General features: G+C 66.6%; 23 protein-coding genes, 3 tRNA genes, 2 pseudogenes and 2 riboswitches. Of the genes and pseudogenes, 11 read left to right on the top strand and 17 right to left on the bottom strand.

What is annotated here, in order from left to right; translation table 11 throughout:
• Window positions 1-12: 12 nt before the first annotated feature.
• The 5 genes from FDW83_RS05650 to FDW83_RS05630 all read right to left on the bottom strand — a co-directional run bounded on the left by FDW83_RS05650 (window position 13) and on the right by FDW83_RS05630 (window position 3,940).
• Window positions 13-86 (bottom strand) — tRNA-Ile (locus tag FDW83_RS05650).
• A gap of 76 nt (window positions 87-162) precedes the next feature.
• Entirely contained in the window at window positions 163-1,359 is a 1,197-nt protein-coding gene (locus FDW83_RS05645) for a glycosyltransferase (RefSeq protein ID WP_138136620.1), read from the bottom strand.
• Between the two features lie 108 nt (window positions 1,360-1,467).
• Entirely contained in the window at window positions 1,468-2,376 is a 909-nt protein-coding gene (locus FDW83_RS05640; protein WP_138136619.1) for a DMT family transporter, read from the bottom strand.
• Window positions 2,376-2,999 (bottom strand): CDP-alcohol phosphatidyltransferase family protein, encoded by a 624-nt coding sequence (locus FDW83_RS05635; protein WP_138136618.1) that lies wholly within the window; start codon window positions 2,997-2,999, stop codon window positions 2,376-2,378. Before FDW83_RS05635 ends, FDW83_RS05640 begins: the two co-directional genes overlap by 1 nt.
• An 86-nt stretch (window positions 3,000-3,085) precedes the next feature.
• On the bottom strand, window positions 3,086-3,940 hold the full coding sequence (locus tag FDW83_RS05630; protein WP_138136617.1) for a phage holin family protein: 855 nt from the start codon (window positions 3,938-3,940) through the stop codon (window positions 3,086-3,088).
• 176 nt (window positions 3,941-4,116) lie between these two features.
• Here FDW83_RS05630 and FDW83_RS05625 point away from each other — a divergent pair, with 176 nt between their 5' ends.
• The 3 genes from FDW83_RS05625 (at window position 4,117) to FDW83_RS05615 (ending at window position 6,038) form a co-directional block, all read left to right on the top strand.
• Window positions 4,117-5,340: a multidrug effflux MFS transporter gene (locus FDW83_RS05625; protein WP_138136616.1), complete on the top strand. Its 1,224-nt coding sequence runs from the start codon at window positions 4,117-4,119 to the stop codon at window positions 5,338-5,340.
• 30 nt (window positions 5,341-5,370) lie between these two features.
• Window positions 5,371-5,568, top strand: a complete 198-nt coding sequence (locus tag FDW83_RS05620) for a hypothetical protein (RefSeq protein WP_138136615.1) — start codon at window positions 5,371-5,373, stop codon at window positions 5,566-5,568.
• A gap of 62 nt (window positions 5,569-5,630) precedes the next feature.
• Window positions 5,631-6,038: a hypothetical protein gene (locus tag FDW83_RS05615; protein WP_138136614.1), complete on the top strand. Its 408-nt coding sequence runs from the start codon at window positions 5,631-5,633 to the stop codon at window positions 6,036-6,038.
• A gap of 72 nt (window positions 6,039-6,110) precedes the next feature.
• Here the strand turns inward: FDW83_RS05615 and FDW83_RS05610 are convergent.
• The 6 genes from FDW83_RS05610 to FDW83_RS05585 all read right to left on the bottom strand — a co-directional run bounded on the left by FDW83_RS05610 (window position 6,111) and on the right by FDW83_RS05585 (window position 12,620).
• Window positions 6,111-6,183, bottom strand: a tRNA-Asn gene (locus tag FDW83_RS05610).
• A gap of 144 nt (window positions 6,184-6,327) precedes the next feature.
• Window positions 6,328-6,400: transfer RNA gene (locus FDW83_RS05605), tRNA-Asn, on the bottom strand.
• A gap of 75 nt (window positions 6,401-6,475) precedes the next feature.
• Window positions 6,476-8,467 carry a DNA primase gene (gene dnaG, locus FDW83_RS05600; protein WP_138136613.1) on the bottom strand — a complete coding sequence of 664 codons (1,992 nt, stop codon included), beginning with the start codon at window positions 8,465-8,467 and terminating at the stop codon, window positions 6,476-6,478.
• A 67-nt stretch (window positions 8,468-8,534) separates the two neighbouring features.
• Window positions 8,535-9,827: a deoxyguanosinetriphosphate triphosphohydrolase gene (locus FDW83_RS05595; protein WP_370281169.1), complete on the bottom strand. Its 1,293-nt coding sequence runs from the start codon at window positions 9,825-9,827 to the stop codon at window positions 8,535-8,537.
• Between the two features lies 1 nt (window position 9,828).
• Window positions 9,829-11,010, bottom strand: coding sequence for a tRNA dihydrouridine synthase DusB (dusB, locus tag FDW83_RS05590; protein ID WP_138136612.1), 1,182 nt, complete (start codon window positions 11,008-11,010; stop codon window positions 9,829-9,831).
• Window positions 11,011-11,075: 65 nt separating this feature from the next.
• Complete coding sequence (locus tag FDW83_RS05585; RefSeq protein ID WP_370281166.1) at window positions 11,076-12,620, bottom strand: YibE/F family protein; 1,545 nt, start codon at window positions 12,618-12,620, stop codon at window positions 11,076-11,078.
• Between the two features lie 78 nt (window positions 12,621-12,698).
• On the opposite strand from FDW83_RS05585, the gene FDW83_RS05580 reads away from it, so the two are divergent.
• On the top strand, window positions 12,699-13,457 hold the full coding sequence (locus tag FDW83_RS05580; RefSeq protein WP_240720860.1) for an alpha/beta hydrolase: 759 nt from the start codon (window positions 12,699-12,701) through the stop codon (window positions 13,455-13,457).
• An 85-nt stretch (window positions 13,458-13,542) separates the two neighbouring features.
• On the opposite strand, the gene FDW83_RS05575 is transcribed toward FDW83_RS05580, so the two are convergent.
• The 3 genes from FDW83_RS05575 to FDW83_RS05565 form a co-directional block, all read right to left on the bottom strand.
• Complete coding sequence (locus FDW83_RS05575; RefSeq protein WP_138136610.1) at window positions 13,543-14,574, bottom strand: GNAT family N-acetyltransferase; 1,032 nt, start codon at window positions 14,572-14,574, stop codon at window positions 13,543-13,545.
• A gap of 2 nt (window positions 14,575-14,576) precedes the next feature.
• A complete protein-coding gene (locus tag FDW83_RS05570; protein WP_138136609.1) occupies window positions 14,577-15,962 on the bottom strand; it encodes a glycine--tRNA ligase in 1,386 nt (461 codons plus the stop codon).
• 134 nt (window positions 15,963-16,096) lie between these two features.
• Entirely contained in the window at window positions 16,097-17,086 is a 990-nt protein-coding gene (locus tag FDW83_RS05565) for a DMT family transporter (RefSeq protein WP_138136608.1), read from the bottom strand.
• Window positions 17,087-17,118: 32 nt separating this feature from the next.
• On the opposite strand from FDW83_RS05565, the gene FDW83_RS05560 reads away from it, so the two are divergent.
• On the top strand, window positions 17,119-17,352 hold the full coding sequence (locus FDW83_RS05560) for an RNA-binding S4 domain-containing protein (RefSeq protein WP_138136607.1): 234 nt from the start codon (window positions 17,119-17,121) through the stop codon (window positions 17,350-17,352).
• Window positions 17,353-17,405: 53 nt separating this feature from the next.
• Here the strand turns inward: FDW83_RS05560 and FDW83_RS05555 are convergent, their stop codons facing one another.
• Entirely contained in the window at window positions 17,406-18,056 is a 651-nt protein-coding gene (locus FDW83_RS05555; RefSeq protein ID WP_138136606.1) for an alpha/beta hydrolase, read from the bottom strand.
• A 79-nt stretch (window positions 18,057-18,135) separates the two neighbouring features.
• On the opposite strand from FDW83_RS05555, the gene FDW83_RS05550 reads away from it, so the two are divergent.
• The 4 genes and pseudogenes from FDW83_RS05550 to FDW83_RS05535 all read left to right on the top strand — a co-directional run bounded on the left by FDW83_RS05550 (window position 18,136) and on the right by FDW83_RS05535 (window position 20,179).
• On the top strand, window positions 18,136-19,005 hold the full coding sequence (locus FDW83_RS05550) for an SGNH/GDSL hydrolase family protein (RefSeq protein ID WP_138136605.1): 870 nt from the start codon (window positions 18,136-18,138) through the stop codon (window positions 19,003-19,005).
• Window positions 19,006-19,125: 120 nt separating this feature from the next.
• Window positions 19,126-19,182: pseudogene (locus FDW83_RS19725) on the top strand (hypothetical protein); the annotation flags it as partial.
• Between the two features lie 221 nt (window positions 19,183-19,403).
• Window positions 19,404-19,625 (top strand): annotated as a pseudogene (locus FDW83_RS19665) (winged helix DNA-binding domain-containing protein); the annotation flags it as partial.
• Between the two features lie 26 nt (window positions 19,626-19,651).
• On the top strand, window positions 19,652-20,179 hold the full coding sequence (locus FDW83_RS05535; protein WP_138136603.1) for a hypothetical protein: 528 nt from the start codon (window positions 19,652-19,654) through the stop codon (window positions 20,177-20,179).
• 5 nt (window positions 20,180-20,184) lie between these two features.
• On the opposite strand, the gene FDW83_RS05530 is transcribed toward FDW83_RS05535, so the two are convergent.
• On the bottom strand, window positions 20,185-21,300 hold the full coding sequence (locus tag FDW83_RS05530) for a homoserine O-acetyltransferase (protein WP_138136602.1): 1,116 nt from the start codon (window positions 21,298-21,300) through the stop codon (window positions 20,185-20,187).
• Window positions 21,301-21,312: 12 nt separating this feature from the next.
• A riboswitch (SAM riboswitch) is annotated at window positions 21,313-21,429 on the bottom strand.
• A gap of 111 nt (window positions 21,430-21,540) precedes the next feature.
• Window positions 21,541-22,857, bottom strand: coding sequence for a bifunctional o-acetylhomoserine/o-acetylserine sulfhydrylase (locus FDW83_RS05525; RefSeq protein WP_138136601.1), 1,317 nt, complete (start codon window positions 22,855-22,857; stop codon window positions 21,541-21,543).
• 43 nt (window positions 22,858-22,900) lie between these two features.
• Window positions 22,901-23,016, bottom strand: a riboswitch (SAM riboswitch).
• A 166-nt stretch (window positions 23,017-23,182) separates the two neighbouring features.
• Here FDW83_RS05525 and FDW83_RS05520 point away from each other — a divergent pair.
• Window positions 23,183-23,821 carry a VOC family protein gene (locus tag FDW83_RS05520; protein ID WP_138136600.1) on the top strand — a complete coding sequence of 213 codons (639 nt, stop codon included), beginning with the start codon at window positions 23,183-23,185 and terminating at the stop codon, window positions 23,819-23,821.
• A gap of 163 nt (window positions 23,822-23,984) precedes the next feature.
• Window positions 23,985-25,472, top strand: a complete 1,488-nt coding sequence (locus FDW83_RS05515; protein ID WP_138136599.1) for an HNH endonuclease signature motif containing protein — start codon at window positions 23,985-23,987, stop codon at window positions 25,470-25,472.
• The last annotated feature ends 58 nt before the right edge of the window (window positions 25,473-25,530 follow it).

Below are 25,530 nucleotides of genomic sequence, written 5' to 3'. Positions count from 1 at the left end.
CGGTTTCTGACGTAGGGCTACTCGGACTTGAACCGAGGACCTTAGGATTATGAGTCCCGCGCTCTAACCAGCTGAGCTATAGCCCCAGAGGCCCCGTACGCACGCAGGTGAACAATCTGCGAGCTTCAGGGCAAAAACACTCTAGCAAACCCCGGACAGCGCTCAGACCACCTTGTCCTCGTAGCCCGCGCCGCGGTAGAGGTCCTCGAAGGTTTGCAGGGTGCCCTGAATGCTGTGCGGCTCCACCATTGCCCTGCTCGCCTGCCCCATGGCGTCGCGCTGGTCCTTGGGCAGCTGGAGGATCTGCGTGATCTTCTTGGCCAGGTCATCGCTGTCGTTGGGGGTGAAGAGGTAGCCGTTTTCGCCGTCCCGCACCAGGTGCGGCAGCGCCATCGCGTCAGCCAGCACTACCGGAGTGGATGCGGACATCGCCTCGAGCGTGACCAGGGACTGCAGCTCAGCGGTGCCGGGCATGCAGAACACATCGGCCCGGATATAGGCCTTGCGGAGGTCCTCGTCGCTGGCCAAACCAAGGAACTTCACCCGGCTGCCCAGGCCAAGCCGCTCCACCAGCTGCTCGAGGGATGCACGGACTTCGCCGCCGCCCACGATTTCGAGGTGGACGTTCAGTTCCGGCGGGGTCTTCCGGATGGCCCTGATCAGGACATCCACGTGCTTCTCCTCCGCCAGCCGGCCCGCGAACATCACCGTGGGGTGCTGATGGGGCTCAATGTGCTCGCCCGGCTGCAGCTCGTAGGCAGCCGAGTCGATGCCGTTGGACAGGGGAAGGACCCTGCGCAGGAAGGCGTGCTCGTGCATGGCACGCGCCGCCAGCGGCGTCGGGGTGGTGACCACATCCGCCTGGCCCATCACCTTGCCCATGTCCTTCCAGGAGATGCGGCCGATGATGTTCTTGAACCACTGGGGGAATGGCAGGAACGGATTGAGGTTTTCGGGCATGAAGTGGTTGGTGGCCACGATCCGCACACCGCGCTTCACGGCCTCGTACAGGACGTGCTCGCCAATCATGTAGTGGCTCTGGATGTGCACAACGTCCGGCTGCACCCGGTCGAACAGCAGGCTGATTTCCTTCTTGATCTCCCAGGGGAAGCAGATGCGGAAATACTCGTGGGTGGGCACGCTGTGGGAGCGGAGCCGGTGCACCGTCGCTTCGTCGTGGAACTCGGTGAAGCTCTTGCCCTTGCCGGTGTTGCAGGCCAGCACATGCACGTTGTGTCCCCGCCCCGTCATCCCCTTGGCCAGGCGGTAGCCAAACTGGGCTGCGCCGTTGACGTGCGGAGGATAGGTGTCGGCGGCGATCAGGATGGTCAGCGGGCGCTGGTCGGCTGGCGTGGTCACGTGGAAAGCTCCTGATGGTCACGGTGCGGACAGCTTTGACTGACTGCACGGCTGGCCCGGCATGCGCGCCCGGCTTCGTGTAATTGCTGGATCTCTTGTAGGAACGGGCTAGTGGGTTGGCCTGCCCCCCGCCTTCCGGGCGTCCTTTTTGCGTTTGGTGACTTCGGGATGGTGGCGGGATAGGGCGATAACCCCAACGATAGCAAGGGAAGCGGCGGTTCCCATGGCAATCGCCATAACGGCGTGCACGTCGGGGCGAAGTTCACCGAGGATCACAATTCCGATGGCGATGCCCACTATGGGATCGATGACGGTGAGGCCCGCAATCACAAGATCCGGCGGTCCGGTGGAGTAGGCGCTTTGCACGAACCACGATCCCAGGCCGCCCGCGGCGATGATGGCCACCACGGAGTACCACTGCACGTTCAGCAGGAACAGCCCGTTGGGATCAAGCAGGTGCTTTCCGATGATACGCGTCAGCACGGCCACGAATCCGAACAGGACACCGGCCCCCAGGATGTAGACAAAGGCGTTCATCCGGTGCCGGAACATGACGGCCAGGGAACCGAACAGGCCGACGGCAAGTGCCAGCAGCAGCACAATGGTCAGCTCGTCCCCAAGGCTGACGTGGTGGTTCTCCTGGGTCACGGTGACGGCGAGCAGGACGAAGAGGGCGGAACCGGTCACGCAGGCAGCAATCGCTACCCACGTGGCGCGGTTGATGGTGAGGTCCTGGTCCCGGGCGTTGACGATGGTGGTGATCACCAGCGCGATGGCTCCGATGGGCTGGATCACGGTCAGCGGCGCAGACACCAGTGCCACGGCGTTCATGGCCATCCCGGCCGCGAGCAGCAGGAGGCCGAAGACCCAGCGCGGGTTCCGCAGCAGCCGGAGGAAGCCGTTCGAGCTCAGCGCCAGTCCCCCGGTGTCCGCCTTGACCGCACTGCCCTGCCGCTGGGCACCAAACGCAAGACAGAAGGCTCCGACGACCGCGAGGGCGACGGCCACCCACACCATCAGGAGGTCCCGCCGTCGTGGTCGCTGCGCATCCTGCCTTTTCGCAGAATCGCCCAGAAATAGTTGTAGGCGGCGATCCAGTGGCCCACCAGTCCAAGCCCCAGCACCACCCACGCGGCCACGAACAGCCCCTCGGAGAATCCGGTGTCCAAGCGGGAAAGAACCAGCATGGGTGTTCCCAGGAGCAGCAGCCCGGTGCGGATTTTGCCCACCACGCTGACGGGAAGATCCGGATGCCCCCGGAAGAGCGAGAGCGTCAGGGCGAGCAGCACCGCATCCGGCACCACCAGCGCGGCCAGGTACAGCCAGTGCACGACGCCGGCGATCACCAGGGTGACGGCGACGGCGATCAGGGCAAGCCGGTCGGCGATGGGGTCGAGGATCCGCCCGAGTTTCGATGCCTGGTCAAAGCGGCGGGCTATGTAGCCGTCAATCCAGTCCGTGCTGGCCATGACGGCGAGGACCACCACCCCGGCGCCGTACTCCTTCTGCGCCAGAACCAGCCAAATGAAGAGCGGAACCCCCATGAACCGCACCACGGTGAGCAGGTTGGGGATGGTGAACACGACGTCGTGGTCCACCTGGGGACGGCCGGGACGGGCGCCGGCACCAATAAACTTCACCCGTCCCCCTTTCTATGCTGCTGCCTTGTCGGCGCGGGTTGTGCAGTTGCTGGCGTGCCGCCCGTCGGCCCGCCAGCTCCCACCGTTCAGTACGTGCGGATCAGCTTCCGCAGCAGGACCACCAGAACGGTGCCGGCTGCGGCCAGGAACGCCAGCGGTTTCCACCGCTTCTGCAGGCCTTCACTGGCTCCGGAGAGCCCTGCGAGCCTGGCGCTAACCGCATCCTTGCCGTGCAAAGCGAGGGCCTGGCCCTCCCGGACCTTGCCCCGGGCAACGGACAGCAGGTACCGGGCCTGGGTTTTGACGTCCAGTTCCGTGCCTAGTTGGTCGCGTGCCTCGGTGAGGTGGTGGCGGCGCTGGTTGAGCCGGCGCACCAGCTCCGGCTCGGACGCGTGGGGGAATTCCCTTTCGTGCTCGGCATCCCTTGCGGCCTTTTCGGCTTTGGCCTTGGCGGCGGCCTCTTCCCTGGCGGCCTTGGCAGCCTTTGCTTCGGGGCTGTTCGGGTCCAGGACGGCAGAGTTGAAGGCCGACCCCTCCCTGGCGACTCCGACGTCGTGCTTGATGCCCCGGATGGTTTCTTGCGGAAGCAGGGGCATGGCCTTCTTGAACTTCCGCAGCCCGATCAGGGCCCCGATGAGCGCGATCAGCAGGAAGGCTGCCGACACCAGCAAGGCTGCCAGCCAGGCCGGCATGATGGTGGCCAGGCCCATAATGGCGGCGACGATGAGCCCGATGACCAGGAAGACCAGGAAAACCAGGGCAATGGCAAAAAAGGCAGCCGCCACTCCAACTTGGACGCCCTTGCGCTTGAGCTCGATCTTGGCGAAAGCGATCTCATCATTCAGCTGGCGCGGGGCCAGCCGGAAAAGGAGTTTGACCGTCCGGGGCAGCGCGGTGATGCGCAATCCCGGGCTGGTGCGCCCGCTGTGACGTCCGCTCATCGGTTCCGCCTTACTGGTTTTTGCTTGATCCGGCTTCCGTGGTGCGGGAAAGTGCATCGGCACAGTCCCCGGCACAAAACTACCATTCAGGTTCAGGACGAACTTCGGGGCTTGCCGGGGCGGCGCGGACTACAACGCTGCAAAATACGCCGGAACCGGGCCTAGGATTGACATCCGTGACCACTGCCTCCAATCCCGGCGACCTGCTCAGCCGCCGTCGGAAACTCCTGTACATACTCCTGCTCGGCGCCCTGACGGCCCTGGGTCCTTTCACCATCGACCTGTACCTGCCGGCGTTTCCGGCGCTGGAGGCAAGCCTTGGCGTGCCGGAGGCCCAGGTCCAGCTGACCCTCGCGGGAACGACCGTGGGCTTCGCCTTCGGGCAGCTGGTGGTTGGGCCGTTCAGTGACAAGTTCGGCCGCCGGTATCCCCTGATCCTCGCCACAGCTCTGCACATCGCGGCCTCGCTGGGGGCGGCGCTGTCCACGGACATCACCACCCTGGGTATTTTCCGGGTGCTGATGGGCGTTGGCGCGGCCGGCGGCGGCGTGGTGGCCATGGCCATGGTGCGGGACCTGTTCTCCGGATACGCGATGGTCAAGATGTTCTCCCGCATGTCGCTGGTTAACGGTCTGGCGCCCATCCTGGCACCGGTCATCGGTTCGCAACTGCTGCTGATAATGCCCTGGCCGGGGATCTTCGTGTTCCTGGCCAGCTACGGCACGCTGGTCATCATCGCCTCACTGTTCCTGGTCCGGGAGACCCTTCCGCCGGAAAAGAGGGCCCAGAGCGGCATGACAGCCCGCCAGCGCTACCGGATTCTCTTTAGCGACAGGATCTTCGTCGGCCTGCTGATGGTGGCGGGGCTTAACTTTGGCGGCTTGTTCACCTACCTGTCGGCCTCGCCCTTCCTTTTCCAGGACGTCTTCGGCTTCTCGCCGCAGGGATACGGGGTGCTTTTTGGCATCAATTCGCTCGGCATCGTTGCCGGTATCCAGACAAGCTCGCGCCTGATCCGCAGGGTCCCGCCGCAATGGATCCTTGCCGCCGCCACGGCCTGGATGTTCCTGATGGCCATGCTGATCGTGGTGTTCGACCAGCTGGGACTGGGCCTCTGGGGCGTACTGGTCCCGCTGTGGTTCTACATTATGGGCACGGGCTTCATGTTCCCCTGCGTGCAGGTACTCGCCCTGGCAGGCCACGCCGGGCAGGCGGGCACGGCGGCCTCGCTGCTGGGGTTCTCGACGTTCATGATGGCCGGCTTGATCTCGCCCGTGGTCGGCTGGCTGGGAATCACCAGCGCCACGCCCATGGGCGCGGTGCAGGCTGCTTGCATCCTGCTGGCCATCGCGGCACTTTGGCTTGTGGTCCGGCCGCGCACCGTCCCGTCGATCCACTGAACAGCGGCATGAAGTGAACGGAGCCATGGAATGAGCGCCGGCAAGCACAGGCCGAACCGCAACGGAAGGGGGCTCTTCCTCGGAGCGGTGCTGGGCGCCGTCATCGGCTATTTCGCGGGGAGGGCCCTCGGCAACCCCGCCATGGGCATCGCGCTGGGCCTCGTGGCCGGCGCCGCCCTGCTATACCGGGTCAATCCGGGGCCCTGGAAGCAGCGGGACAAACCCTAGGCTCCGCCCGCGCCAGGGGCCGCACCTGCCCTTGGGCGCTCCTGCCGGGATAAAATGTGACCGTGCCCAATTGGCAGGACCAGCCGCCGCTTCCGGCCACATGGCAACGGTGCGATGCCGCGATTCTGCCATTGTGGTGGGAGCGGCTGCGCGCCCAAACCGGCCAACAGTCTGCCACCCTCTACGCCGCCGGGCTCTTCACCGAGGACCGACGGCGGCCCATCGCCCAGTGGTACAACCCGGCGTTCAGCGCGGCCCTGCTGGTGGCTCCCGAGACCTCCCCGGAGTGGCCCGTGCAGCGGTTCGGCATCTTCTATGCGCCGCCGGAAACGGGATTCGTGCGGATCCACTCGGCCGCCCACGAGTGGAGCCCCAGGCAGCCGCGCAGGTCCCCCACCGAGAAAGAAGCCTTCGAAGCGGCCATCGCCGAGGCCGAACGTTTCCTGCAGGTGGAGATGGATTTCGTCTAGCGCCTTCCCACCCCGGCCCGGAAAATCAAAAATCCCCGTTCGTCCTTGCGACGAACGGGGATTTTCCGAAAGCTCCTCCTGCTGGACTTGAACCAGCAACCCTTCGATTAACAGTCGAATGCTCTGCCAATTGAGCTAAGGAGGAATGAAGCAGGTATGACATTAGCAAAGGATTCCGGCGAAAGTGAAATCGGCGGATTCGCGGGCCAAAAGGGTTGTTCGGCGGCGCGAAGCAGCCCGTGGCAACAACAAAAATCCCCGTTCCGGAGGCCGGAACGGGGATTGGAAGCTCCTCCTGCTGGACTTGAACCAGCAACCCTTCGATTAACAGTCGAATGCTCTGCCAATTGAGCTAAGGAGGAATGAAGCGGGTATTAGCCTAGCAAACACCTGCCCGGGAAACGAAATCGGGACTGCTGCGGCGCCTGCCCGCCCGGCTAGGCTTCGGCGCGCAGGGTCCGGCGCTCCATCTCCAGCATCATCAGTTCCCGGTTGAGCCGCTGGAACATCTCGGGATCCGCCGCCGGGTCCAGCCGCTGCAGCTGGCCCATCTTGTCCGCCTTGACGCGGGTGATCTGGAGCTCGAAGAGGCGCGAAAGGATATCGCGGCAGTACTTGAGCACCGCTTCTTCGGTACTCGCCGGCAGCGGCACCACCGCCAGTTCGGACACCAGCGGCCGCAGCGGCTCCGGGACCTCGTGCATGACGTGCTCCACCCACCGCACGGGATCCTCCGCCAGTTTGGGACCGGTGGCGCGCATCGCGTCGTGGACGGCCTGGAACGCAGGGGTGGCGAAGCGGGCTTCAGAAAAGCGGTCCCAGGCCGCACCGGCCAGCAGGGAGGGCGCCTGGAGCGCCACCTCCAGCGCCTGCCGCTCCATGGAGGCGACGGGGTCCCGCGGGTCTGGCCGGTGGAACGAGGGAACAGCTCCCGACGGCGGCCCTTCAGCCACACCGGGACCGCCGGCTAAGGAAGGAGCGGGGAAACCCGGCGCGCCATGGCCGAGCCCGCCGTGGGACCGGCTGCCGCCGTTGGTGTTGGCGCCCTGAACCTGGCTCCCACCGCCCGGTGGACGTCCCTGGTCCCCGCGTTTGGCGGCGTTCTTCACTTCGGCGTTGACCAGCCGCAGCACCTCGTTGGGGTCCGGCATGCCCAACCAGCCCGTGAGCGCCTGGCAGTAGCCCGTCCGGGTGGAGGCGTCCCTGATGGCAGCCACTACAGGGACGGAGGCCTTCAGTCCCTGCACGCGCCCTTCCACGGTGTCCAGGTTGAACTGCTCGAGGGTGGTCCGGATGGCGAATTCAAACAGCGGCCTGCGGGACTGCACCAGGGCGTGCACGGCTTCGTCTCCGCGGCTTTGGCGCAGGTCGCAGGGGTCCGCGCCGCTGGGCTCGACGGCCACGTACGTCTGCGCGGTGAAGCGCTGGTCCTCCTCGAAGGCGCGCAGCGCCGCCTTCTGGCCGGCGGCGTCGCCGTCGAAGGTGAACACCACCTCTCCTCCGGTACCGTCGTCGGACAGCAGCCGGCGGGCTATCTTGATGTGCTCGGTGCCGAATGCCGTGCCGCAGGTGGCCACCGCCGTCGTAATTCCCGCCAGGTGGCACGCCATCACGTCCGTGTAGCCTTCCACCACCACCAGCTGGCGGTCCTTGGCGATGCTGCGCTTGGCAAGGTCGATGCCGTACAGCACCTGGGACTTTTTGTAGAGCGTCGTTTCCGGGGTGTTGAGGTATTTGGGGCCCTGGTCGTCCTCGAAGAGCTTGCGCGCCCCGAAGCCGATAGTGTCCCCAGCGATGTCCTTGATGGGCCAGATCAGGCGGCCGCGGAAACGGTCGTAGAGGCCGCGGTTGCCTTCCGAAAACATGCCGGTGAGCTTGAGCTCCGCGTCCGTGAAGCCGCGGCCGCGCAGGTGCTTGAGGAGGGCGTCCCACCCCTGCGGGGCGTAGCCGCAGCCAAAGTGCTCCGCGGCGGACCGGTCGAAGCCGCGGCCGTGCAGGAAAATGCGCGCCTCCGCAGCCCCCGGCGTCAGGAGCTGGGCGCGGAAGAATTCGTCCGCGATCTTGTGGGCGTCCAGGAGCCGCTGCCGGCGTCCCACTTCCTCGCGGCTGGGGCCGGTGCCGCCGTCCTCGTAGCGCAGCTCATAGCCGATGCGCGCCGCCAGCTTCTCCACGGCCTCCTGGAAGGAGCTGTGGTCCTGTTTCTGGACGAAGGCGATGACGTCGCCGTCCTCGCCGCAGCCGAAGCAGTGGTAACGGCCCACCTGGGGGCGGACGGTGAATGACGGCGAACGCTCGTCGTGGAAGGGACACAGGCCTTTCCAGGTCCCCAGCCCGGCGCCCTTCAGGGTGACGTAGCCGTCAACCACTTCCTTGATGTCCGTGCGCTGGCGTACTTCGTCGATATCTTCACGTTTGATCAGCCCAGCCACAGAGCAATCCTAATGCGGGGGTACGACGGCGCCGGGCAGCATATGGCGTTCCTCACCACGGCGTTCCTCACCAAAGCGACGGCAGGCTTCCCACCAGGCGCTCGTACATGGCCAGGGCTGAGCCGTCGGTCAGGGAAGCCACCTGGTCGATCACCACCCGTAGCCGCGCGGCGTCGTCGGCCGCGTCCCGCCAGTCCGCGGCAAACATCGGTTCCAGGTGCCGGTCGCCCGTGGCGCTCAGGGTGGTGACGAGTGCGTGCAGGACCTCCCGCTGGCGCTCGTAGATGGGCTGCCGGTGCTCCGTAGTCATCACGAACGTGGTTGCCAGGCCTTTCATGACGGCGATTTCCATCACGGTCTCATCAGGGACCATGAGCTCGGCGTTGTAGCGGGTGAGCCGGCCGGGCCCGTAGACGGCCCGGGTGGTTTCCAGCGCGCTCTGGCAGAACCTGCCGATCAGCTGGCTGGTCATGTTCTTCAGGGCAGCCATGGACTTGCGGCTGCCGTCCGCCTCGCGGACCCAGACGTCGGTTGCCTCGAGGCGCGCCAGGGCGGCGTCGATGGCTGCGGGCTCGTTGTGCGGCAGGTACCACTGCTTGGCGTAGCCCACCACCCGGGCGCGGTGGTCCGGGTTGTCCATCCAGCGCAGCTGGAAGTGCCCGGCAACGATGGCGTCCTCCACGTCGTGCACGGAGTAGGAGATGTCATCAGCGAGGTCCATGACCTGGGCTTCCAGGCAGGTCCGGCGCTCAGGTGCGCCCTGCCGGATCCAGTTGAAAATCGGAAGATCATCCTGGTAGGCGCCGAACTTGCTGGTGCGCCGGCCATGGATCACCGGAGCTTCAAGCGCCGACCACGGGTATTTGGACGCCGCGTCCAGGCTGGCGCGGGTGAGGTTCAGGCCGGCCGGCTGGCCCTCCCCGGTGAGGACCTTGGGTTCGAGCCTGGTCAGGAGCCGGAGGGTCTGGGCGTTGCCCTCGAATCCGCCGATCGCGTGCGCCACCTCGTTCAGCGCGGATTCGCCGTTGTGGCCGAAAGGCGGATGACCCAGGTCGTGACTTAGGCAGGCGGTGTCCACCACGTCCGGGTCGCAGCCCAAGGCGCGCCCCAGTTCGCGGCCCACCTGAGCAACTTCCAGGCTGTGCGTCAGGCGGGTCCGGACAAAGTCGTCCGTGTCCGGCGCCACCACCTGGGTCTTGGCTCCAAGCCGGCGCAGGGCCGAGGAATGCAGCACGCGGGCCCGGTCACGCTCGAAGTCGGACCGGTAGATGCTTTTGGGCGGTTCCTCCACCCAGCGGGCCGAGTCATCGGCGTCGTAGCCGGAGCGGGCCAGGACGGCAGGACTGTCAACCAGGGGAATGTCAGCCACCGGAAACGTCCAGTTCCGCGGCGGCGATGTCCCGGGACTGCTCGTCGTTCAGGGATCGCGAGTCCAGCCAGTCCTTGGGCAGCGCCGGCTTCTTGGGCGTCCCGGCACGGCCGCGCGGGCCCTCCGAGTCAACGCCGGGGTACGGCACGTCCTGGTCCAGCTCATCCAGCAGGGTACGCAGCACCTCGAGGGTGGGCACCGTGGCCAGTTTGGCGCGCAGGTCCCCGCCCACCGGGTAGCCCTTGAAGTACCAGGCCATGTGCTTTCGGATCTCCCGGAGGGCTTTGTACTCGTCACCGCCGAACGTCTCGATCATGAGCTGGGCGTGGCGGTACACGCCGTCCGCCACCTGGCCCAGGTTGGGCGTGTGCCGGGTGTCGCTGCCTTCGAAGGCGGCCTGCAGGTCGCCGAAAAGCCAAGGCCGGCCCTGGCAGCCGCGGCCCACCACCACGCCGTCCACACCGGTCTCGCGGACCATCCGGACGGCGTCTTCAGCGGACCAGATGTCTCCGTTGCCCAGCACCGGAATGTCCGGCAGGGCTTCGCGGAGGCGGGCGATGGCTGACCAGTCTGCCTTGCCGGAGTAGAACTGGGCGGCCGTGCGGCCGTGCAGCGCGACGGCGGCAACACCGGAATCGCGCGCAATCCGGCCGGCATCAAGGTACGTGATGTGATCGTCGTCGATGCCCTTGCGCATCTTGATGGTCAGCGGAATGTTGCCCTTGGAGGCTTCCTTGACGGCCGTCTGCACGATGTTGGTGAACAGGTCGATCTTCCAGGGCAGTGCCGAACCGCCGCCGCGCCGGGTGACCTTGGGCACGGGGCAGCCGAAGTTCAGGTCGATGTGGTCCGCCCGGTCCTCCTCCACGAGCATCCGCACGGCGGCACCGACTGTACCCGGATCAACGCCATAGAGCTGGACGGAACGGACCTTCTCGTCGTCGTCGTGGGAAATGATGCGGAGGGATTCGGGGGTCCGTTCCACCAGCGCGCGGGAGGTGACCATCTCTGCCACGTACATGCCGCCGCCGTATTCACGGCAGAGCCTGCGGAAGGCGGAATTGGTGATGCCGGCCATGGGCGCCAGGATCACCGGCGTGTCCACGGTGATGGGACCCAGTTTCAGGGGCGGAAGTTCCAGCTTGGCTACTGGATGGGTTGCTGCAACAGTCACCATTCCATTGTTGCAAAGCCGGGCAAATCGGCCCGTCCGGGACTACGGGCGCTCGGGGCAGGCGGTCAGCCGCGGTCCGCCCGGCGGCCGCGGCGGGTCAGCGGGGCAGCGTCCGGAGCGTCAACGGCGCGGCGGCTGCTTCCTTCCTGCGTCCTCCGTTCATAGGCCGCCGCCGCGAGCGCGCCCGTGTCCTCGACGTCGTCCGCAGGGTTGCCGCCGCCGTCGTAACGGCCCCCGGTGATGTGGCCCGCGTTGGCGTCCCGCACAGCTTCCTTGCCCCGGGAAGCTCCCGTGTTCCTTGCAGAGCCTCCGACGGCGGGTGCCGCCTCCCTGATGCCGGTCGCCTTGACCACCAGCACGGCGATGAGGGTGGTGACCGGGATGGCAAGGACCAGCCCGACGGAGCCGACCAGGGTCCGGATGACCTCCTCGGAGAGTTCGGCGCTGGTGAGCGTCTCCCCCAGCGGCCGGTCGTACAGCATCACGATGATGAGGATGGGCAAAGCGGCGCCCGCGTACGCGAACGCGATGGTGTAGACGGTGGAGGCGATGTGGTCCCGGCCGATCCGCATGGCCGAGCTGAACAGTTTCCGGGCGCTGCTGGCCGGAGCCAGTTCGTAGAGTTCCCACACGGCCGATGACTGGGTGATGGTGACGTCGTTGAGCACGCCGAGCCCCGAGATGATGAGGCCGCACAGGATCACGCCGGAGATCGAGATGTTCGACGATGTGTTGACCAGCTGGGTGGCATCATGGTTGCCGACGCCGGCGAGGTTGGCAGCGTTAGTGGCCCACGCGGCAAGGAGTGCCGTGATGCCGAGCCCGAAGATGGTGCCCAGCAGGGCTGTTGATGTCCGGGCCGAGAACCCGTGGGCGAAGTACAGCACCCCGATCATGATCACGGTGGATCCCACCAGCGCCAGCAGCAGCGGCGGCTTCCCTTCCACCAGGCCGGGCAGCATAAAGGTGGCGAGCACGAAGTAGGCCCCCACCAGGCCGATCAGTGCCCGCAGGCCCCGCCACCGCGCGACGGCGATCACCACGGCTGCGTAGAGCAGGGCCAGCAGGACGATGGGCAGGGTTCGGACAAAGTCCACGAAGATGTAGGCGGGTGAGCCCTGCGAAGCGGACGCGCCCTGGGCGTTGGACAGGTTCAGGTAGCGGATCTGGTCCCCCGGCTTTACGCCGTGGGACTTTGCCACGTCAGGGTTGATGACGACCTTGACGGGACTTCCGCCCGCGTCCGGTTCCGTGAAGGCGAACGTGCAGTCCGATCCTTGCTGCGCCGGGGCGCCCTGTGTTTGACCCTGCTGGGTTTGCCCCTGCTGGTTCGGGTTGGACTGGGCTGCCCCCTGCATGCAGTTTTCCGTGACCACGCTCTGGATGGTTCCGGTGTCGAAGGTAACCCCCGGGGCCGCCGAGTACGGGTTGGCCAGCGAAATGCCTTCCTTGCTTCCGGACGGCCAAAGCATCGCCATGCCCGCCAGGACCAGCAAGGTGATGGGGATCAGCACCGCCGCCAGGATCCGGTTGGCCCTGCGCCGGGCGGCCATCGCCTGCGGCGTCGGCTCCGAATGGCCTGGAGAAGCGTGGAAGTGGCCGGCGCCCATCAGCAGTGAAACCTCATACCTTGAACTCTACGTCCGGCACCGTAGGGTTGATAAATGGATTATGGGGAGGTACCAGGCGTGGCCAACCGAAGCGCCGAGGGCAGCAGCAGCCTGCCGGCTGAGGGAATTTCCGAAGTGCCGGGCCACCGGGCCGTGCTGGGCGTCCTCAACGCATCATGCCACACCAGGGGCGTGGCGCTGGTCCTGCATGGCGGTAAGTCATACAGCCGTGAACCGGTGGAAGCCCGGCACCTCAGCCCGGCGCGGATGGTGCCTTTCGCCAGGCACCTGCACCGGGCGGGCCGCAAGCACGGACTGGCGGTGTGGTCCCTGCGGAACAGCGTCCGGGGATGGAACGGGCCGGACATGTCCCCACTGCAGGACGCACGCTGGGCCCTGGCGCAGATCGCCGAACAGCATCCGGATGTACCGGTCTTCCTGCTGGGGCACTCGATGGGCGGACTGACGGCAGTCTGCGCAGCGGACCATCCCCAGGTGAAGGCCGTGGTGGCGCTGGCACCGTGGCTCAGCCCTGAGACTCCTGTCGCCAATATGGCAGGAAAGAAAGTTTTGATCGTCCATGGCACCACAGACCGGTGGACCAGCCCCTCGCAGTCGCTGGCTTTCGCCCGCCGCGCCTCTGCGGTAGCTGAGGGCATGCAGTACGTGGCGCTCCGGGGTGCCGGGCACTTTATGCTGCGCAAGACCCGGCTCTGGCAGACGCTTGCCACCGGTTTCGTGCTCAAGTCCTTCGCCGGGAGCACCGGCGCGGACGTCCGGCTCTCCCGCGCCTTCGGCCAGCTCCTGCCGGAGTCAGCCATCCACGTCACCCTCTGACTGCTCCGGGACCCCAGCCCAACTGACTGGCACTCAACGTCGTGAAAACGGGTTTTGGGAACATTAAGTGCGAGTCAGTCTGGTGTCAGTCCGAGACGACGAGGGTTTCCGCGCCCGCGAGCCGGGCTTTGCCGCTCTCCAGGAGGGGTTCGACGGCGGCGCGCAGGGCTGCCATGGAGTCGTCCAGTTCCAGCATCACAGGGTGCTGGTACGCAATGAGCGCAAGGATGTCGCGGACTGCCTCGGCGGCGTCATCGGCGTCCAACGCAGGCTCATGGCCGATGAAGACCTCGGTGGGAGCTTCCGGGACGGTCTGCCCGGCTTGTGAGGAATCGGGAGTTGCGGGGGCCGCATAGCTGACGGCGAAGGCCCGGATGTGGCCCTTCTTGCCCGGTGCCACGCCCGCGCCGAACGCCGACTCCGGCCGGGCACGCAGCACAATGGCGCCGTGCGCTCCGGTGAGTTCATCGAGGAACAGCTTTTGCACCTGCCCCACGGACAGGACCCCGGGCGGGTCCCAGCTGTGGATCGAGGTGTAGTACCGGCCCACCACGTCCGTCAGTTCCACTGATCCGGTGGCGAGGTCCATGACCACGTCGGAACCGGCGTTCTCACCGCTGACGGGCCGCCCGCCGTAGTCCTTGTCCGGGAACACCGGAAGCTTCAGCGCCGCGGGTTCAACGACCACCAGGCGTGAACGCTGGATGGGCGACAGGCCCGCGGCCTCGGCGAAAGCGGCACCAGGGGTGCCCGGCTCCACCTTTGCGCGCAGCCTGGTTACGCCCGACGGCGCCTGGCCGGCTTCCCGGCGCAGCATGGCCAGGAGGCTGGCAGCGATGCCGGAGCGGCGGTGGTCCCGGGCCACCTCGATGTAGGTCCACAGCCGTTCGGGATGCAGCGACGCCTCGTACACGACGCCGGCCGCGACGGGAATCCCGACGCCGTCGATGACGTCCTCCGCCACGATGCAGCGGCGCCAGGGGCTGCCGCCGGTCCCGTTTGAGGACACCGCGAGCGCGCCGCGGAACTGGCGCGCCTGGGCAGTTTCCGGGTCGCCCCAGATTTCGAGGAGGGCGAGGTCGTCGCCCTCCTGCCATTCGCGGTATTCGATGGCCATGGTCAGGCGCCGATCAGGCGTGCGGCCAGGTAGCCCTCGACCTTGTCCAGGGAGACGCGTTCCTGGCTCATGGTGTCCCGCTCGCGGATGGTCACGGCCTGGTCCTCGAGGGTGTCGAAGTCCACGGTGATGCAGAACGGGGTACCGATCTCGTCCTGGCGGCGGTAGCGGCGGCCGATGGCGCCGGCGTCGTCGAAGTCGATGTTCCAGTTCTTGCGCAGCTGGGCGCCCAGGTCCCTGGCTTTCGGCGAAAGGTCCTCGTTGCGGCTCAGGGGCAGCACGGCCGCCTTGACCGGTGCAAGGCGGGGATCCAGCTTCAGGACGGTGCGGACGTCCACGCCGCCCTTCGCGTTCGGGGCCTCATCCTCGGTGTAGGCGTCAATCAGGAAGGCCATGAAGGAACGGGTGAGGCCGGCTGCGGGCTCGATGACGTACGGCGTGTAGCGCTCGTTGGTGGCCTGGTTGAAGTAGCTCAGGTCAGCGCCGGAGGCCTTGGCGTGGGTGGACAGGTCGAAGTCGGTGCGGTTGGCGATGCCTTCCAGCTCACCCCACTCGGAGCCCTGGAAGCCGAAGCGGTACTCGATGTCCGTGGTGCCCTTGGAGTAGTGGCTGAGCTTTTCCTGCGGGTGCTCGAAGAAGCGCAGGTTTTCCTCCCGGATGCCCAGGCCGGTGTACCACGCCATGCGCTCGTTCATCCAGTACTTGTGCCATTCCTCGTCCGTGCCGGGCTCGACGAAGAACTCCATCTCCATCTGCTCGAACTCGCGGGTGCGGAAGATGAAGTTGCCGGGGGTGATCTCGTTGCGGAAGGACTTGCCGATCTGGCCGATGCCGAACGGCGGCTTCTTGCGGGAGGTGGTGAGCACGTTGCTGAAGTTCACGAAGATGCCCTGCGCCGTCTCGGGACGAAGGTAGTGCAGGCCTTCATCGCTGGCCACCGGACCGAGGAAGGTCTTGAGCAGGCCTGAGAACTCCTGCGGTTCAGTCCATTCACCGCGGGTGCCGCAGTTCGCGCACGCGATGTCCTTCAGCCCGTTCTCGGCCGGGCGGCCCTTCTTCTCCTCGTACTCTTCTTCGAGGTGGTCGGCCCGGTAGCGCTTGTGGCAGGACAGGCACTCGACCAGCGGGTCGGAGAAGACCTCGACGTGGCCGGAGGCTTCCCAGACCTGGCGGGGCAGGATGACCGAGGAGTCCAGGCCCACCACGTCCTCGCGGCCGCGGACCATCGACTGCCACCACTGGCGCTTGATGTTTTCCTTCAGCTCGGCGCCAAGGGGCCCGTAGTCCCAGGCAGAACGCGAACCTCCGTAGATCTCACCGGCCTGGAACACGAAACCCCGCCGCTTGGAGAGGGAAATGACCTGGTCGAGAACGGATTTTGCTGCCATGGGGTAACTCCAATTTCTACAGGGCCGCTGGGTGCGGTCCGCGGTTTTCAGGCCCCGCGCAATACCGGAGGTAGGCACGTCCGGCAGCCGGGCGGGGCAGATGAAGGGGATGCGTAAAAGCTGCGTGTCCTAGACTACCGGCCGCGCCCCCGGAGCGCGCCCCGGGGCCAGGGCAGGGTGGCCAGGATGATCGAGGCGAGGGTCAGGATAGTGCCCAGGACCGTGGCAGGCGCCACGACGCTGCCCGGGGCCGGCAGCACCACGTCCAGCGCCAGCGAACCCAGCAGTTGCCCGGCGATCATTCCCAGGCCGGTCACCAGCACGCCCAGGCTCCGGACCAGCAGCGCACCCAGGCCAATGAACACGCAGCCCATGGGCCCGCCCAGGTAGTACCACCACTCTCCCGGCAACGGGTTGCCCGGGCCTGCCACCGCCACCTTGGCGCCGAGCACTGCCCAGAGGACCAGGCTGCCGGCCACGAAGTTGACCAGGGTGGCAGCAATGGGTGTTCCGTAGTGCACGGTTGCCGTGCCGTTCATGGCCTGCTGGAAACTCATCAGGAACCCTGCCGCCAGGGGCAGCAGGAGGGGAACCAGCAGCGCCGCGGGGCCGCCGTCGGACGCACTTCCGGACCCGGCGAAGCGGGGAAAAACTGCCCAGGCGACGGCGGCGATGGTCAGGATGCAGCCGATGATCCGGATGCCGGTCACCGGCTTTTTTCCTGCGGGGCCGAGGCCCAGCCGATCCACCAAAAGGCCGCTGACCGTCTGCCCGGTCACGGTGGCTACCGTGAACAGCGCCACCCCGAGGATGCCGACGGTGAAGGACTGGGCGAACACAAAGAGCGCGCCGATCCCGCCGGCCAGGACGTACACGGGCGGGAACGCCCGGGAACGGACCGCCGGAATGATCCGTGCCAGCCCGGCACGCCCCCGCGGCAGGAGCAGGGAGATGAGGATCATGACCAGCAGCCCTGTGCTGAAACTCACCACCGCTGCGGCGATGCCGTCGTCCAGCCGGACACCCAATGCGCCGTTAATCCGGCCCTGGACAGGGATGGCAAGGCCCGCGCCCACCGCCAGCGGCAGGCCTGCGAGGACGGGCAGGCGGGAGGTGGAGGTCATTGCACCCACCCTACGTCAGGCATCATTGCTCTATGAGCAACACTGTTGACGACGTCCCCATCCGCGACAGCATGATCCGCCTGGGCCAACTGCTGAAGCTTGCCAACCTGGTGGAGGACGGCGTGGAGGCCACCGAGCTGATCAAAAACGGGCTGGTCAAGGTCAACGGCGAGATCGACGACCGGCGGGGCCGGCAGCTGCGCAACGGCGACACGGTGACGGTCAACAACCAGACCGTCCGCGTGGTGGCGCCCACGGAAGACTGACGGGACGCCCGGCTGAAGCGGCCCTCCCAACGCAGGCGCCGGTGTCGTACTCCCTATTTCTTCAGGACCTCATGGGTGAGGAACTCGCCCACGTGCCCGATCTCCTGCTGGTTGATGCCGTGCCACATGCCGGTGTACAGCACCTTGGTCAGCTTCACGTGCTTGCGGACCCAGCCCATCGTGTACTCGATCTTGTCCTGGGTGATCACCGGATCCTGCTGGTCCCGGCCCCAGAACATGGGCACCGTGCCGTCCAGTTCGTCGTCCCTGAAGGAGGGGTCGTCGCCGGCGTCCACCACGAATCCGGACAGTCCGACGACGGCGGCAAAGTCCGTGGGCCGCTGCCGCAGGAGCGTGGTGGCCATGGCCATTCCCATGGAAAAGCCAAGGAGCGACACGGAGGGGTGGCCCGCCCTGATGGTGTCGATCCAGTCGAGCACGTACTCCGAAGCGCGCTTAACGCGCTCCAGTGAGTAGTCGATTGACGCGGTCAGCGGGAACCAGGTGAAGCCGGGACCCATGGTGATCGGCGCACGCACGGAAGCGACGGCGAAGTCCCCCGGCAGCAGGTCCGCCAGGCCCAGCAGGTCCTGTTCGTTGGCTCCGTAACCGTGCAGCATCACCAGCAGCGGCTTGCCGTCGCGCTGGTCTTCCGGATGGGACCACAGGACAACGGGGGAAGGAAATACTTCGGCTTCAGTCATGGTTTCCATTTTTATCAGTTACCCGGGGGTAACAACCTACGTTCGCGTAGCCAGCGAGCCGAAAGGCAGGATAGGAGCCGTGACTGACGCAAGTGCCATCCCAACCCCGCCCGCACACTCCGGAGCCCACCCCTGGACCCGGTATGTGGCGATGGGAGACTCCTTCACAGAGGGCATCGGCGATCCCGAACCCTCAAGCCCCGGCGGCTACCGCGGCTGGGCCGACCGGGTGGCTGAGGAGCTCAGCCGCAGCCAGCCGGACTTTGCCTACGCCAACCTCGCGGTCCGGGGCAGGCTGCTGCAGCAGATCGTGGACCAGCAGCTGGCGCCCTGCCTGGCACTGAAGCCGGACCTGGTCACGCTGTCCGCCGGCGGCAACGACCTTATCCGCCCCGGCGGCGATCCGGACGCGCTGGCCGAGAGACTCGATTCGGTAGTCCAGATCCTGGCGATGGGCGGCGCCACCGTTGTCCTCTTTAATGGCCCCGACACCGGGTCCTCCGTGCTCAGCAGGATCCGCAGCAAGGTTGCCATTTACAACGAGAACCTGCGTACCGTGGCTGCCCGGCACGATGCCATCATCGCCGACATGTGGTCCCTGCGGCAGCTGGGCGATCCGCAGATGTGGGACCAGGACAGGCTGCATTTCTCGCCGCTGGGCCACCACACCATCGCCGCCATGGTGCTCGACGCACTGAACGTGGAGCACACCCTGGAGCCGCTGCAGCCCAAGCCGCTTCCGCCCCGGACCTGGCGCCAGGCCCGGTCCGGTGACCTGGTGTGGGCGCGCGAGTACTTTGTGCCCTGGGTGCTGCGGCGGCTGCGGCACCAGTCCTCCGGCGACGGCATCAAAGCAAAACGCCCGACGCCGGGTCCAGTCTTCGGCCCGGGCGTTCCGCTGGGTTCGGGCGAGGGACCGCTGGGAAGCGCGGAGACGGCACGGCGCTAGCGGCGCCCGTCCTTCCTTGACGGGCCTCTGGCGACGCGGGGTGCTGCACCTGGCCTTGCCCATGCGGATGCGCTGGCGGAACTTGCCCGCCGCTGCTTCACGAGCCGCGGGCCTGCCACGGTGAAGGATTGCGCCGGCTGGTCGGGCCTGACCGCGGCGGACATCCGCAACGGCGTCCGGCAAACCATGGAGGCACATCCGGAGGCCCTAGCTGCAGAGGAAATTGACGGCGTCGTGCATTATTACGCGTCCGGCGCCGGCTCCCCGCCGGGCTTGAATGCGCGACTGCCGGGAGCGGGAACCGCGGGTCGACCTGATGCAGTGCTACGACGAGTACGTGGTGGGGGTACTCCGCCACCCGCCATTATTTTGGCGAAACGGCTCCCGCTTTTCCGGCCGCCGGGGAACCGATCCACGTGGTGCTGCTCGACGGGCGGATGGCCGGCTCCTGGCGGCACACCCTCCGGCCGGACAGGTGCGAACTGGACATCCGCTCCGCTGGTCCCGCCGGCAGCCGGCCGGGGACGCCGCTTTATCCCGCTGTCCAGGCGGCTGATGACCGGTACGCGGCTTTCCTGGGAATCACGGCGGTCCGCGTGCCGTCCGGCGTTAAGCTTTAACGAACCCCTACGAGAGGTGCAGCACCGTGCTCGACCTGTTTTTCTGGATCATCATCCTGTCACTCCTGATCCCGGTGGCCATGCGGATGTACCGGAAATCCGTGGACCGCAGGAACCAGCAGGGCTTCTCCGGCGGGTACCCGGGACAGTTCCCCGGACAGTTTCCCGGCTCCGCCGGACCGCAGAGCAAGCAGCCGCGGGACGGCTACACGCAGCAGGACTACTTTGCAGGCGGGTTCCGCCGGATCGAACGGCAGCAGCCCCTGCCACCCAATGAACCACTGCCCGGCCAGCCACTGCCCGGGCAGTACGGTCAGCCGCCCATGCCACCGGCAGGCAACGGCCCGTGGGGCCCGCAGGAACCGCCGTTCCAGCAGCCGGAAACCCGGCAGCCTGCTCCGGAACAGCCTTCTGCCCCTGCCACTCCCCCGCCGCCGTCGGCCCCCCAGGGGTACCGTGCCCGGAAGCTCGAGGAACTGGACCAGCAGTACAGCAACGGTGAATTGTCCGTCGAGGAGTACATGACCCGGCGCGGCGAAATCATGAACGGCTGAGCGGCTCAGACCAAAAATTTCGTGCGGAGCTGATCGCCCAGCTGCCCGATCTCAGTGAGGAAGCCGTCGTGCCCGATGGGCGCCTCAATGAGGTGCACGTCCACGCTTCCCGGCAGCGCCCGGGCCAGTTCGCGGGACTGCGACGGGAAGTACAGCCGGTCCGAATCCACGGCGGCCACGAAGAAACGGGCCTTGGACCGGGCCAGCGCCTCAGGCAGCGTGCCCCGGCCGCGGCAGACGTCGTGGCTCATGAGCGCTTCGGTGATGGCGATATAGCTGTTGGCGTCGAACCGCTGCACCAGCTTGTTGCCCTGGTGGTCCAGGTAGCTCTCCACCTGGTAGCGCCCGCGCTCCCCCAGGCATTCAGCGCGCAGGGGCGACTCGGGATCCTGCGGTGCCCGGCCGAACCTGCCCTCCAGCTCCGCCGCTGAACGGTAGGTGATATGGGCGATGCGCCGCGCCAGGGCCAGGCCCTCCTCGGGGCCGGGTCCGCCGTAGTAGTCGCCGCCGTTGAAGTTGGGGTCCTGGCGGATGGCGAGGGTCTGGGCCTGGGCGAAGGCAATCTGCTCCGCGGTGCTGGCAGCCCCCACCGCGATGACGGCGCAGCGCTGCACCCGTTCCGGATAGGTGACGGCCCATTCGAGCGCACGGGCGCCGCCCATGGAACCACCCAGCACCGCGTACCAGCTGCCAATACCCAACTGGTCGGCCAGCCTCGCCTCCGCCACGGTGCTGTCCCGCAGCGTCACCAGGGGAAAACGGGAACCCCAGGGGGTTCCGTCCGGGGCCGGCGACGACGGGCCCGTTGACCCGTAGCAGCCGCCTACGATGTTGATGGACACCACGAAGTACCTGTCCGTGTCCACCGGTGCCCCCGGCCCGGCGAGCTGTTCCCACCAGCCTTCCTCGTCGCTGTCCCCGCGGGTCACATGGGTGCTGCCGGTCAGGGCGTGCTCGATCAGGATGGCGTTGGTACCGTCCGCGTTGAGGGTGCCCCAGGTTTCGTAGGCGAGCGTGACATCCGGCAGGTAGCCGCCGGCCTCCAGTTCCAGTCCCCCAATGGAGGCGTAGCGGACAACTCCGTGTTCGGGAACGGTGGTACGGGTGACGGTAACCGTCATGGCAAGACCTCTTCTACGCGCTTGCCCGCCGGCGGAATGACCGGCAGGCCAGGTCTTCACCCGGGGCACCCCACCGCGGAAGGAGGGTTGCCGGCCAGCAAGCCGGGGCTGTCACTGGCACTCATGACCTGGTTCGAGTGTACGAAACAGCACCCGCTCCGGACCAAGAGTGTGACTGGTTGTGACTTCCCGGCTTGCTGCCCACCGGCGGCGGCTCCCGCCGTCGTGCATTGCTCCTGCTCAGGCACCCTTGGCCGCGCGGAAGCCGGCCTCAAGGTCGGCCAGGATGTCGTCGATGTGCTCAAGGCCCACCGAGAGCCGGACCAGTCCCGGAGCGACGCCGGCCGCCACCTGCTGCTCGGGCGAGAGCTGGCTGTGGGTGGTCGACGCCGGGTGGATCACCAGGGAGCGCACATCCCCGATGTTGGCAACATGCGAGTGCAGTTCCAGGGCGTCCACGAACCGCTGGCCCGCCTCGGCGCCGCCGGCCAGGTTGAAGGCAACGATCGCGCCGGTGCCCTTGGGGCCGTACTTGCGGCCGCGCTGGTACCAGGGGCTGGAGGGCAGGCCTGCATAGGCAACGGATTCGACGTCGTCCCTTCCTTCCAGCCAGCGGGCCACTTCGGTGGCGTTTGCCACATGCCGTTCCACCCGCAGGCTGAGCGTCTCAAGACCCTGGGAAATCAGGAAGGCGTTGAAGGGGGACACCGCGGAGCCAAGATCGCGCAGGAGTTGGACGCGGGCCTTGAGGATATAAGACAGATTGGCGCCCAGCGCGCCACCCTCACCGAGGTCGCGGCCGTACACCAGCCCGTTGTAGGTGGGGTCCGGGGTGTTGAAGCCGGGGAACCGCTCCGGGTCCTTGCTGAAGTCGAACTTCCCCGAGTCCACGATGACGCCGGCGATGGCGGCGCCGTGCCCGCCTAGGTACTTGGTGGCCGAGTGGACCACGATGTCCGCACCCCATTCCAGCGGCCGGATGAGGTACGGCGTGGAGAGGGTGTTGTCCACGATCAGCGGAACTCCGGCTTCATGGGCTACTTCGGAGATGCCCTCGATGTCCAGGACGTCCTGGCGGGGATTGGAGACCACTTCACCAAAGAACAGCTTGGTGTTGGGCTGGACTGCACTGCGCCACTGGTCCAGGTTGTCCGGGTCCGCGACAAACGTGACGGAGATGCCGAACTTCTTCAGTGTGTGGGCGAACAGATTGTACGTACCGCCGTAGAGGCTGGGGCTGGCGACGATGTGGTCCCCCGCCTCTGCGATGTTCAGGACCGCGAAGGTTTCCGCAGCCTGGCCTGAGCTGAGGAGCAGCGCCGCGAGGCCGCCTTCGAGGCTGGCGATCCGCTGCTCCACCGCCTCCTGGGTGGGGTTGCCGATGCGTGTGTAGATGGGGGCCAGTTCAGCCAGGGCGAAGCGGTTCGCAGCGCTCTCTGCACTCGGGAAAACAAATGACGTGGACTGGTAGATCGGCAGCGCCCGGGCACCTGTGGCGGCATCCGGCTCCTGGCCGACGTGGATCTGGCGGGTTTCGAAAGACCATCCGTTGGACATTCAAGGCTCCTTTGACATGGGCCCGGCATGCTGGGAGCACCACGGGCCGCGCTTGCTCTCCGGCCGTTGCCGGACAACCAGGTCCTCACCCGGGGCACCCCACCGCGGATGGAGGGTTGCCGGCCAGCGAGCCGGGGCTTGGCGCTGGCGCTCATGACCTGAGCCCAGTGTAGGAACAGGGAATTGCCTCCGGACAGCAATATGACGAACATGGTCCTGGGAGTTTCTGCTGCTCAACGGCCCTCTGATCCGGCTGTCATACCGGCAAGATCCAGTAAGGCTACCCTAAGCTGAGAGCCCGATCACAAAGTGCCAAGATGATGGCATGCGCATGGATCACGTCTCTTACGCCTGTGAACACGATGGCCTCGCGGCCACTACCGAACGTATTTCTTCCGCCCTCGGCGTTGAGGCAGTGAAGGGCGGGGTGCACCCCCGGTTCGGAACCCGGAATATGATCATCCCGCTGGCCGGCCATAAGTACCTCGAGGTTGTGGAGGTCCTGGACCACCCGGCTTCGGACAAGGCTCCGTTCGGGCAGGCTGTCCGGGCACGCTCCGCAGCCGGCGGCGGCTGGATGGGCTGGTGCGTCGAAGTGGACGACCTCGCCCCCTTTGAGGAGCGCCTTGGACGCTCAGCCGTCAACGGCAACCGCAAGTTCCCGGATGGCCGCGAATTGGTATGGAAGCAGATTGGGATCCTGGGCCTCATCGCCGATCCCCAGGTTCCCTACATGCTCAAGTGGGAGGGCGACCCGTCGCTTCACCCGTCCAACGCCTACGAAAGCAGCATCAAGATGAGCTGCCTCACTATCGCCGGCTCCGCTTCCCGGGTTACCGAGTGGCTGGGTGAACCGGTGGAGAAGCCGCTCGAGGATGTAGCTGTTGAGTGGGTCGCCCCGCACGGTACGCCTGGCATCCTGTCGGTCACATTCGAAACCGCCAACGGGGCCGTCACGATCTGACGTCCTCTTGCTTCCCCGATCCTTCTTGATTGGGACCGGGCACTGCCCGGCAAAATGCTTCGGCCGCTATCAGCGGGTGACAACGGCGTCACCTGCCGATAGCGGCCGAATGCATCTGTGGGGCGGCCCGGAAAATGTCAGTGCCTCCGCCGATGATGTTGGTATGGGAAACGGTGTTGGGGCGGCGGCAGCGATGGAGGACGTTCGCGCCTCTTTTGCTGCTCTCACCGCGCTTACCGCCAAGGACGCCGCCCTCGCTTCCGCCGGCGCTTCAGGTGCCGCCGGGGACGGAGTGGATGTTTTGCGGCGGGCCTACGAGATCCGGCTCGAACGGATGCACGTGACTAGGAAACTGCAAGCCCAGCTGTCCGCACTCCAGGCTAGGGACGCATCCGATGCCGTCGACCTGCAGCACGCCATGACCCCGCCCGACGCGCCTTTGCATGAGCGGACCTATACGGAGATCTCCACCGTCGAGGAGATCGCAGGGATTCTCACCATCAGTTCCGGCGCCGCAAGCGCGTTCGTGGCTCAGTCCCGGCTGGTCTGTGCCCTGCCGCCGGTCATGGACGCCCTGTCCGCGGGGAGCCTCACCTGGCAGCAGGCGAAGATCTTCGCAGACGAAACCGAGGCTCTGGAGCACACCGCTGCCGTCGCCGTCGTAGAGCACTTCCTCGACCCCGATGCCCCCAATCCGGCCCGTGGTTGCCCCGCCGCGGAGCTCGTCCCTGCCCGGCTCCGGGCCAAAGTGCGGGGCTGGCGGGAACGCCGCCACCCCGAATCCATCGAAAAACGCCACCGCAAAAGCGTCGCGGACCGGCGGGTCGAATACACCCCGGACCGCGACGGCATGGCCTGGATCTCCGCCTACCTCCCGGCCGACACCGCCCAGGCCATCTGGAACAGAACCACAGCCATCGCCCGCGGCCTGCAAGCACCAGGCGAGCATCGCACCCTTCCCCAGCGCAAAGCCGACGTCCTCGCCAACCAACTCCTCACCCACAGGACTCCTGCCCATCAGGAAGACACCGGGACTGGAATAGCCACCGCCACTGCTGCCGCCTTCACCACCGAACCCGGAAAGGTTCCGACGCCACGGACCGAAGTCCTCGTCACCGTTCCCGTGTTCGCACTCCTCGGGCTGACGGACGAACCCGCCGAACTCGACGGATACGGACCCATCCCCGCCTCGATGGCCCGCAAACTCCTTGCCAACGGCGCCGAGTCGTTCCGCAGGGTTCTGGTTGATCCCAGCGATGGGACACCATTGGAGATCGGACGCACCAGTTATCGGCTCACCAAAGCCATGAAAAAGGCGTTGCAGCTGCGGGACGGCAAATGCACCTTCCCCGGCTGCAACAACAACTCCCTCGACAACGAAACCGACCACCTCCAAGCCTGGCAGCACGGCGGAACCACCGGCATCAGCAACCTGGCACAGCTCTGCCCCAAACACCATCACCTGAAACACAACAGCCGCTGGACACCAACCCCGGCCACGAAGAACGAGCCACCCGGCTGGACCTCACCCACCGGCCGCCACTACCAAGCCGAACAAGCAGACAAAGAACCAACGTATTGGCCGCCGGGATGCCTTCCCTCAAACACCAGCCCATTCGAGGATGCGCTGCTTCAGGTCTTGTCGGGCTGACGAGCCAGGGCCGTAGCCGAGCGTGCCTCAGCCTCGCCGCTGCAAGGGGGGAACGTAC

Source organism: Pseudarthrobacter sp. NamE2 (assembly GCF_005796205.1).
In the GTDB taxonomy this organism is placed as follows: Bacteria; Actinomycetota; Actinomycetes; order Actinomycetales; family Micrococcaceae; genus Arthrobacter.
Note: the sequence above shows the minus strand (reverse complement) of the source record. Positions and strands in the feature narration are given on the sequence as shown.

Bases quoted from the DNA above. Each gene is read 5' to 3' on its own strand.
- FDW83_RS05525 (WP_138136601.1), bottom strand. From the start codon at position 22,857: ATGTCCAACGGATGGTCTTTCGAAACCCGCCAGATCCACGTCGGCCAG.
- FDW83_RS05565 (WP_138136608.1), bottom strand. From the start codon at position 17,086: ATGACCTCCACCTCCCGCCTGCCCGTCCTCGCAGGCCTGCCGCTGGCG.
- FDW83_RS05520 (WP_138136600.1), top strand. From the start codon at position 23,183: ATGCGCATGGATCACGTCTCTTACGCCTGTGAACACGATGGCCTCGCG.
- FDW83_RS05570 (WP_138136609.1), bottom strand. From the start codon at position 15,962: ATGGCAGCAAAATCCGTTCTCGACCAGGTCATTTCCCTCTCCAAGCGG.
- FDW83_RS05620 (WP_138136615.1), top strand. From the start codon at position 5,371: ATGAGCGCCGGCAAGCACAGGCCGAACCGCAACGGAAGGGGGCTCTTC.
- FDW83_RS05640 (WP_138136619.1), bottom strand. From the start codon at position 2,376: ATGGTGTGGGTGGCCGTCGCCCTCGCGGTCGTCGGAGCCTTCTGTCTT.
- FDW83_RS05515 (WP_138136599.1), top strand. From the start codon at position 23,985: ATGGGAAACGGTGTTGGGGCGGCGGCAGCGATGGAGGACGTTCGCGCC.
- FDW83_RS05585 (WP_370281166.1), bottom strand. From the start codon at position 12,620: ATGGGCGCCGGCCACTTCCACGCTTCTCCAGGCCATTCGGAGCCGACG.
- FDW83_RS05555 (WP_138136606.1), bottom strand. From the start codon at position 18,056: ATGACTGAAGCCGAAGTATTTCCTTCCCCCGTTGTCCTGTGGTCCCAT.
- FDW83_RS05575 (WP_138136610.1), bottom strand. From the start codon at position 14,574: ATGGCCATCGAATACCGCGAATGGCAGGAGGGCGACGACCTCGCCCTC.
- FDW83_RS05630 (WP_138136617.1), bottom strand. From the start codon at position 3,940: ATGAGCGGACGTCACAGCGGGCGCACCAGCCCGGGATTGCGCATCACC.
- FDW83_RS05530 (WP_138136602.1), bottom strand. From the start codon at position 21,300: ATGACGGTTACCGTCACCCGTACCACCGTTCCCGAACACGGAGTTGTC.
- FDW83_RS05560 (WP_138136607.1), top strand. From the start codon at position 17,119: ATGAGCAACACTGTTGACGACGTCCCCATCCGCGACAGCATGATCCGC.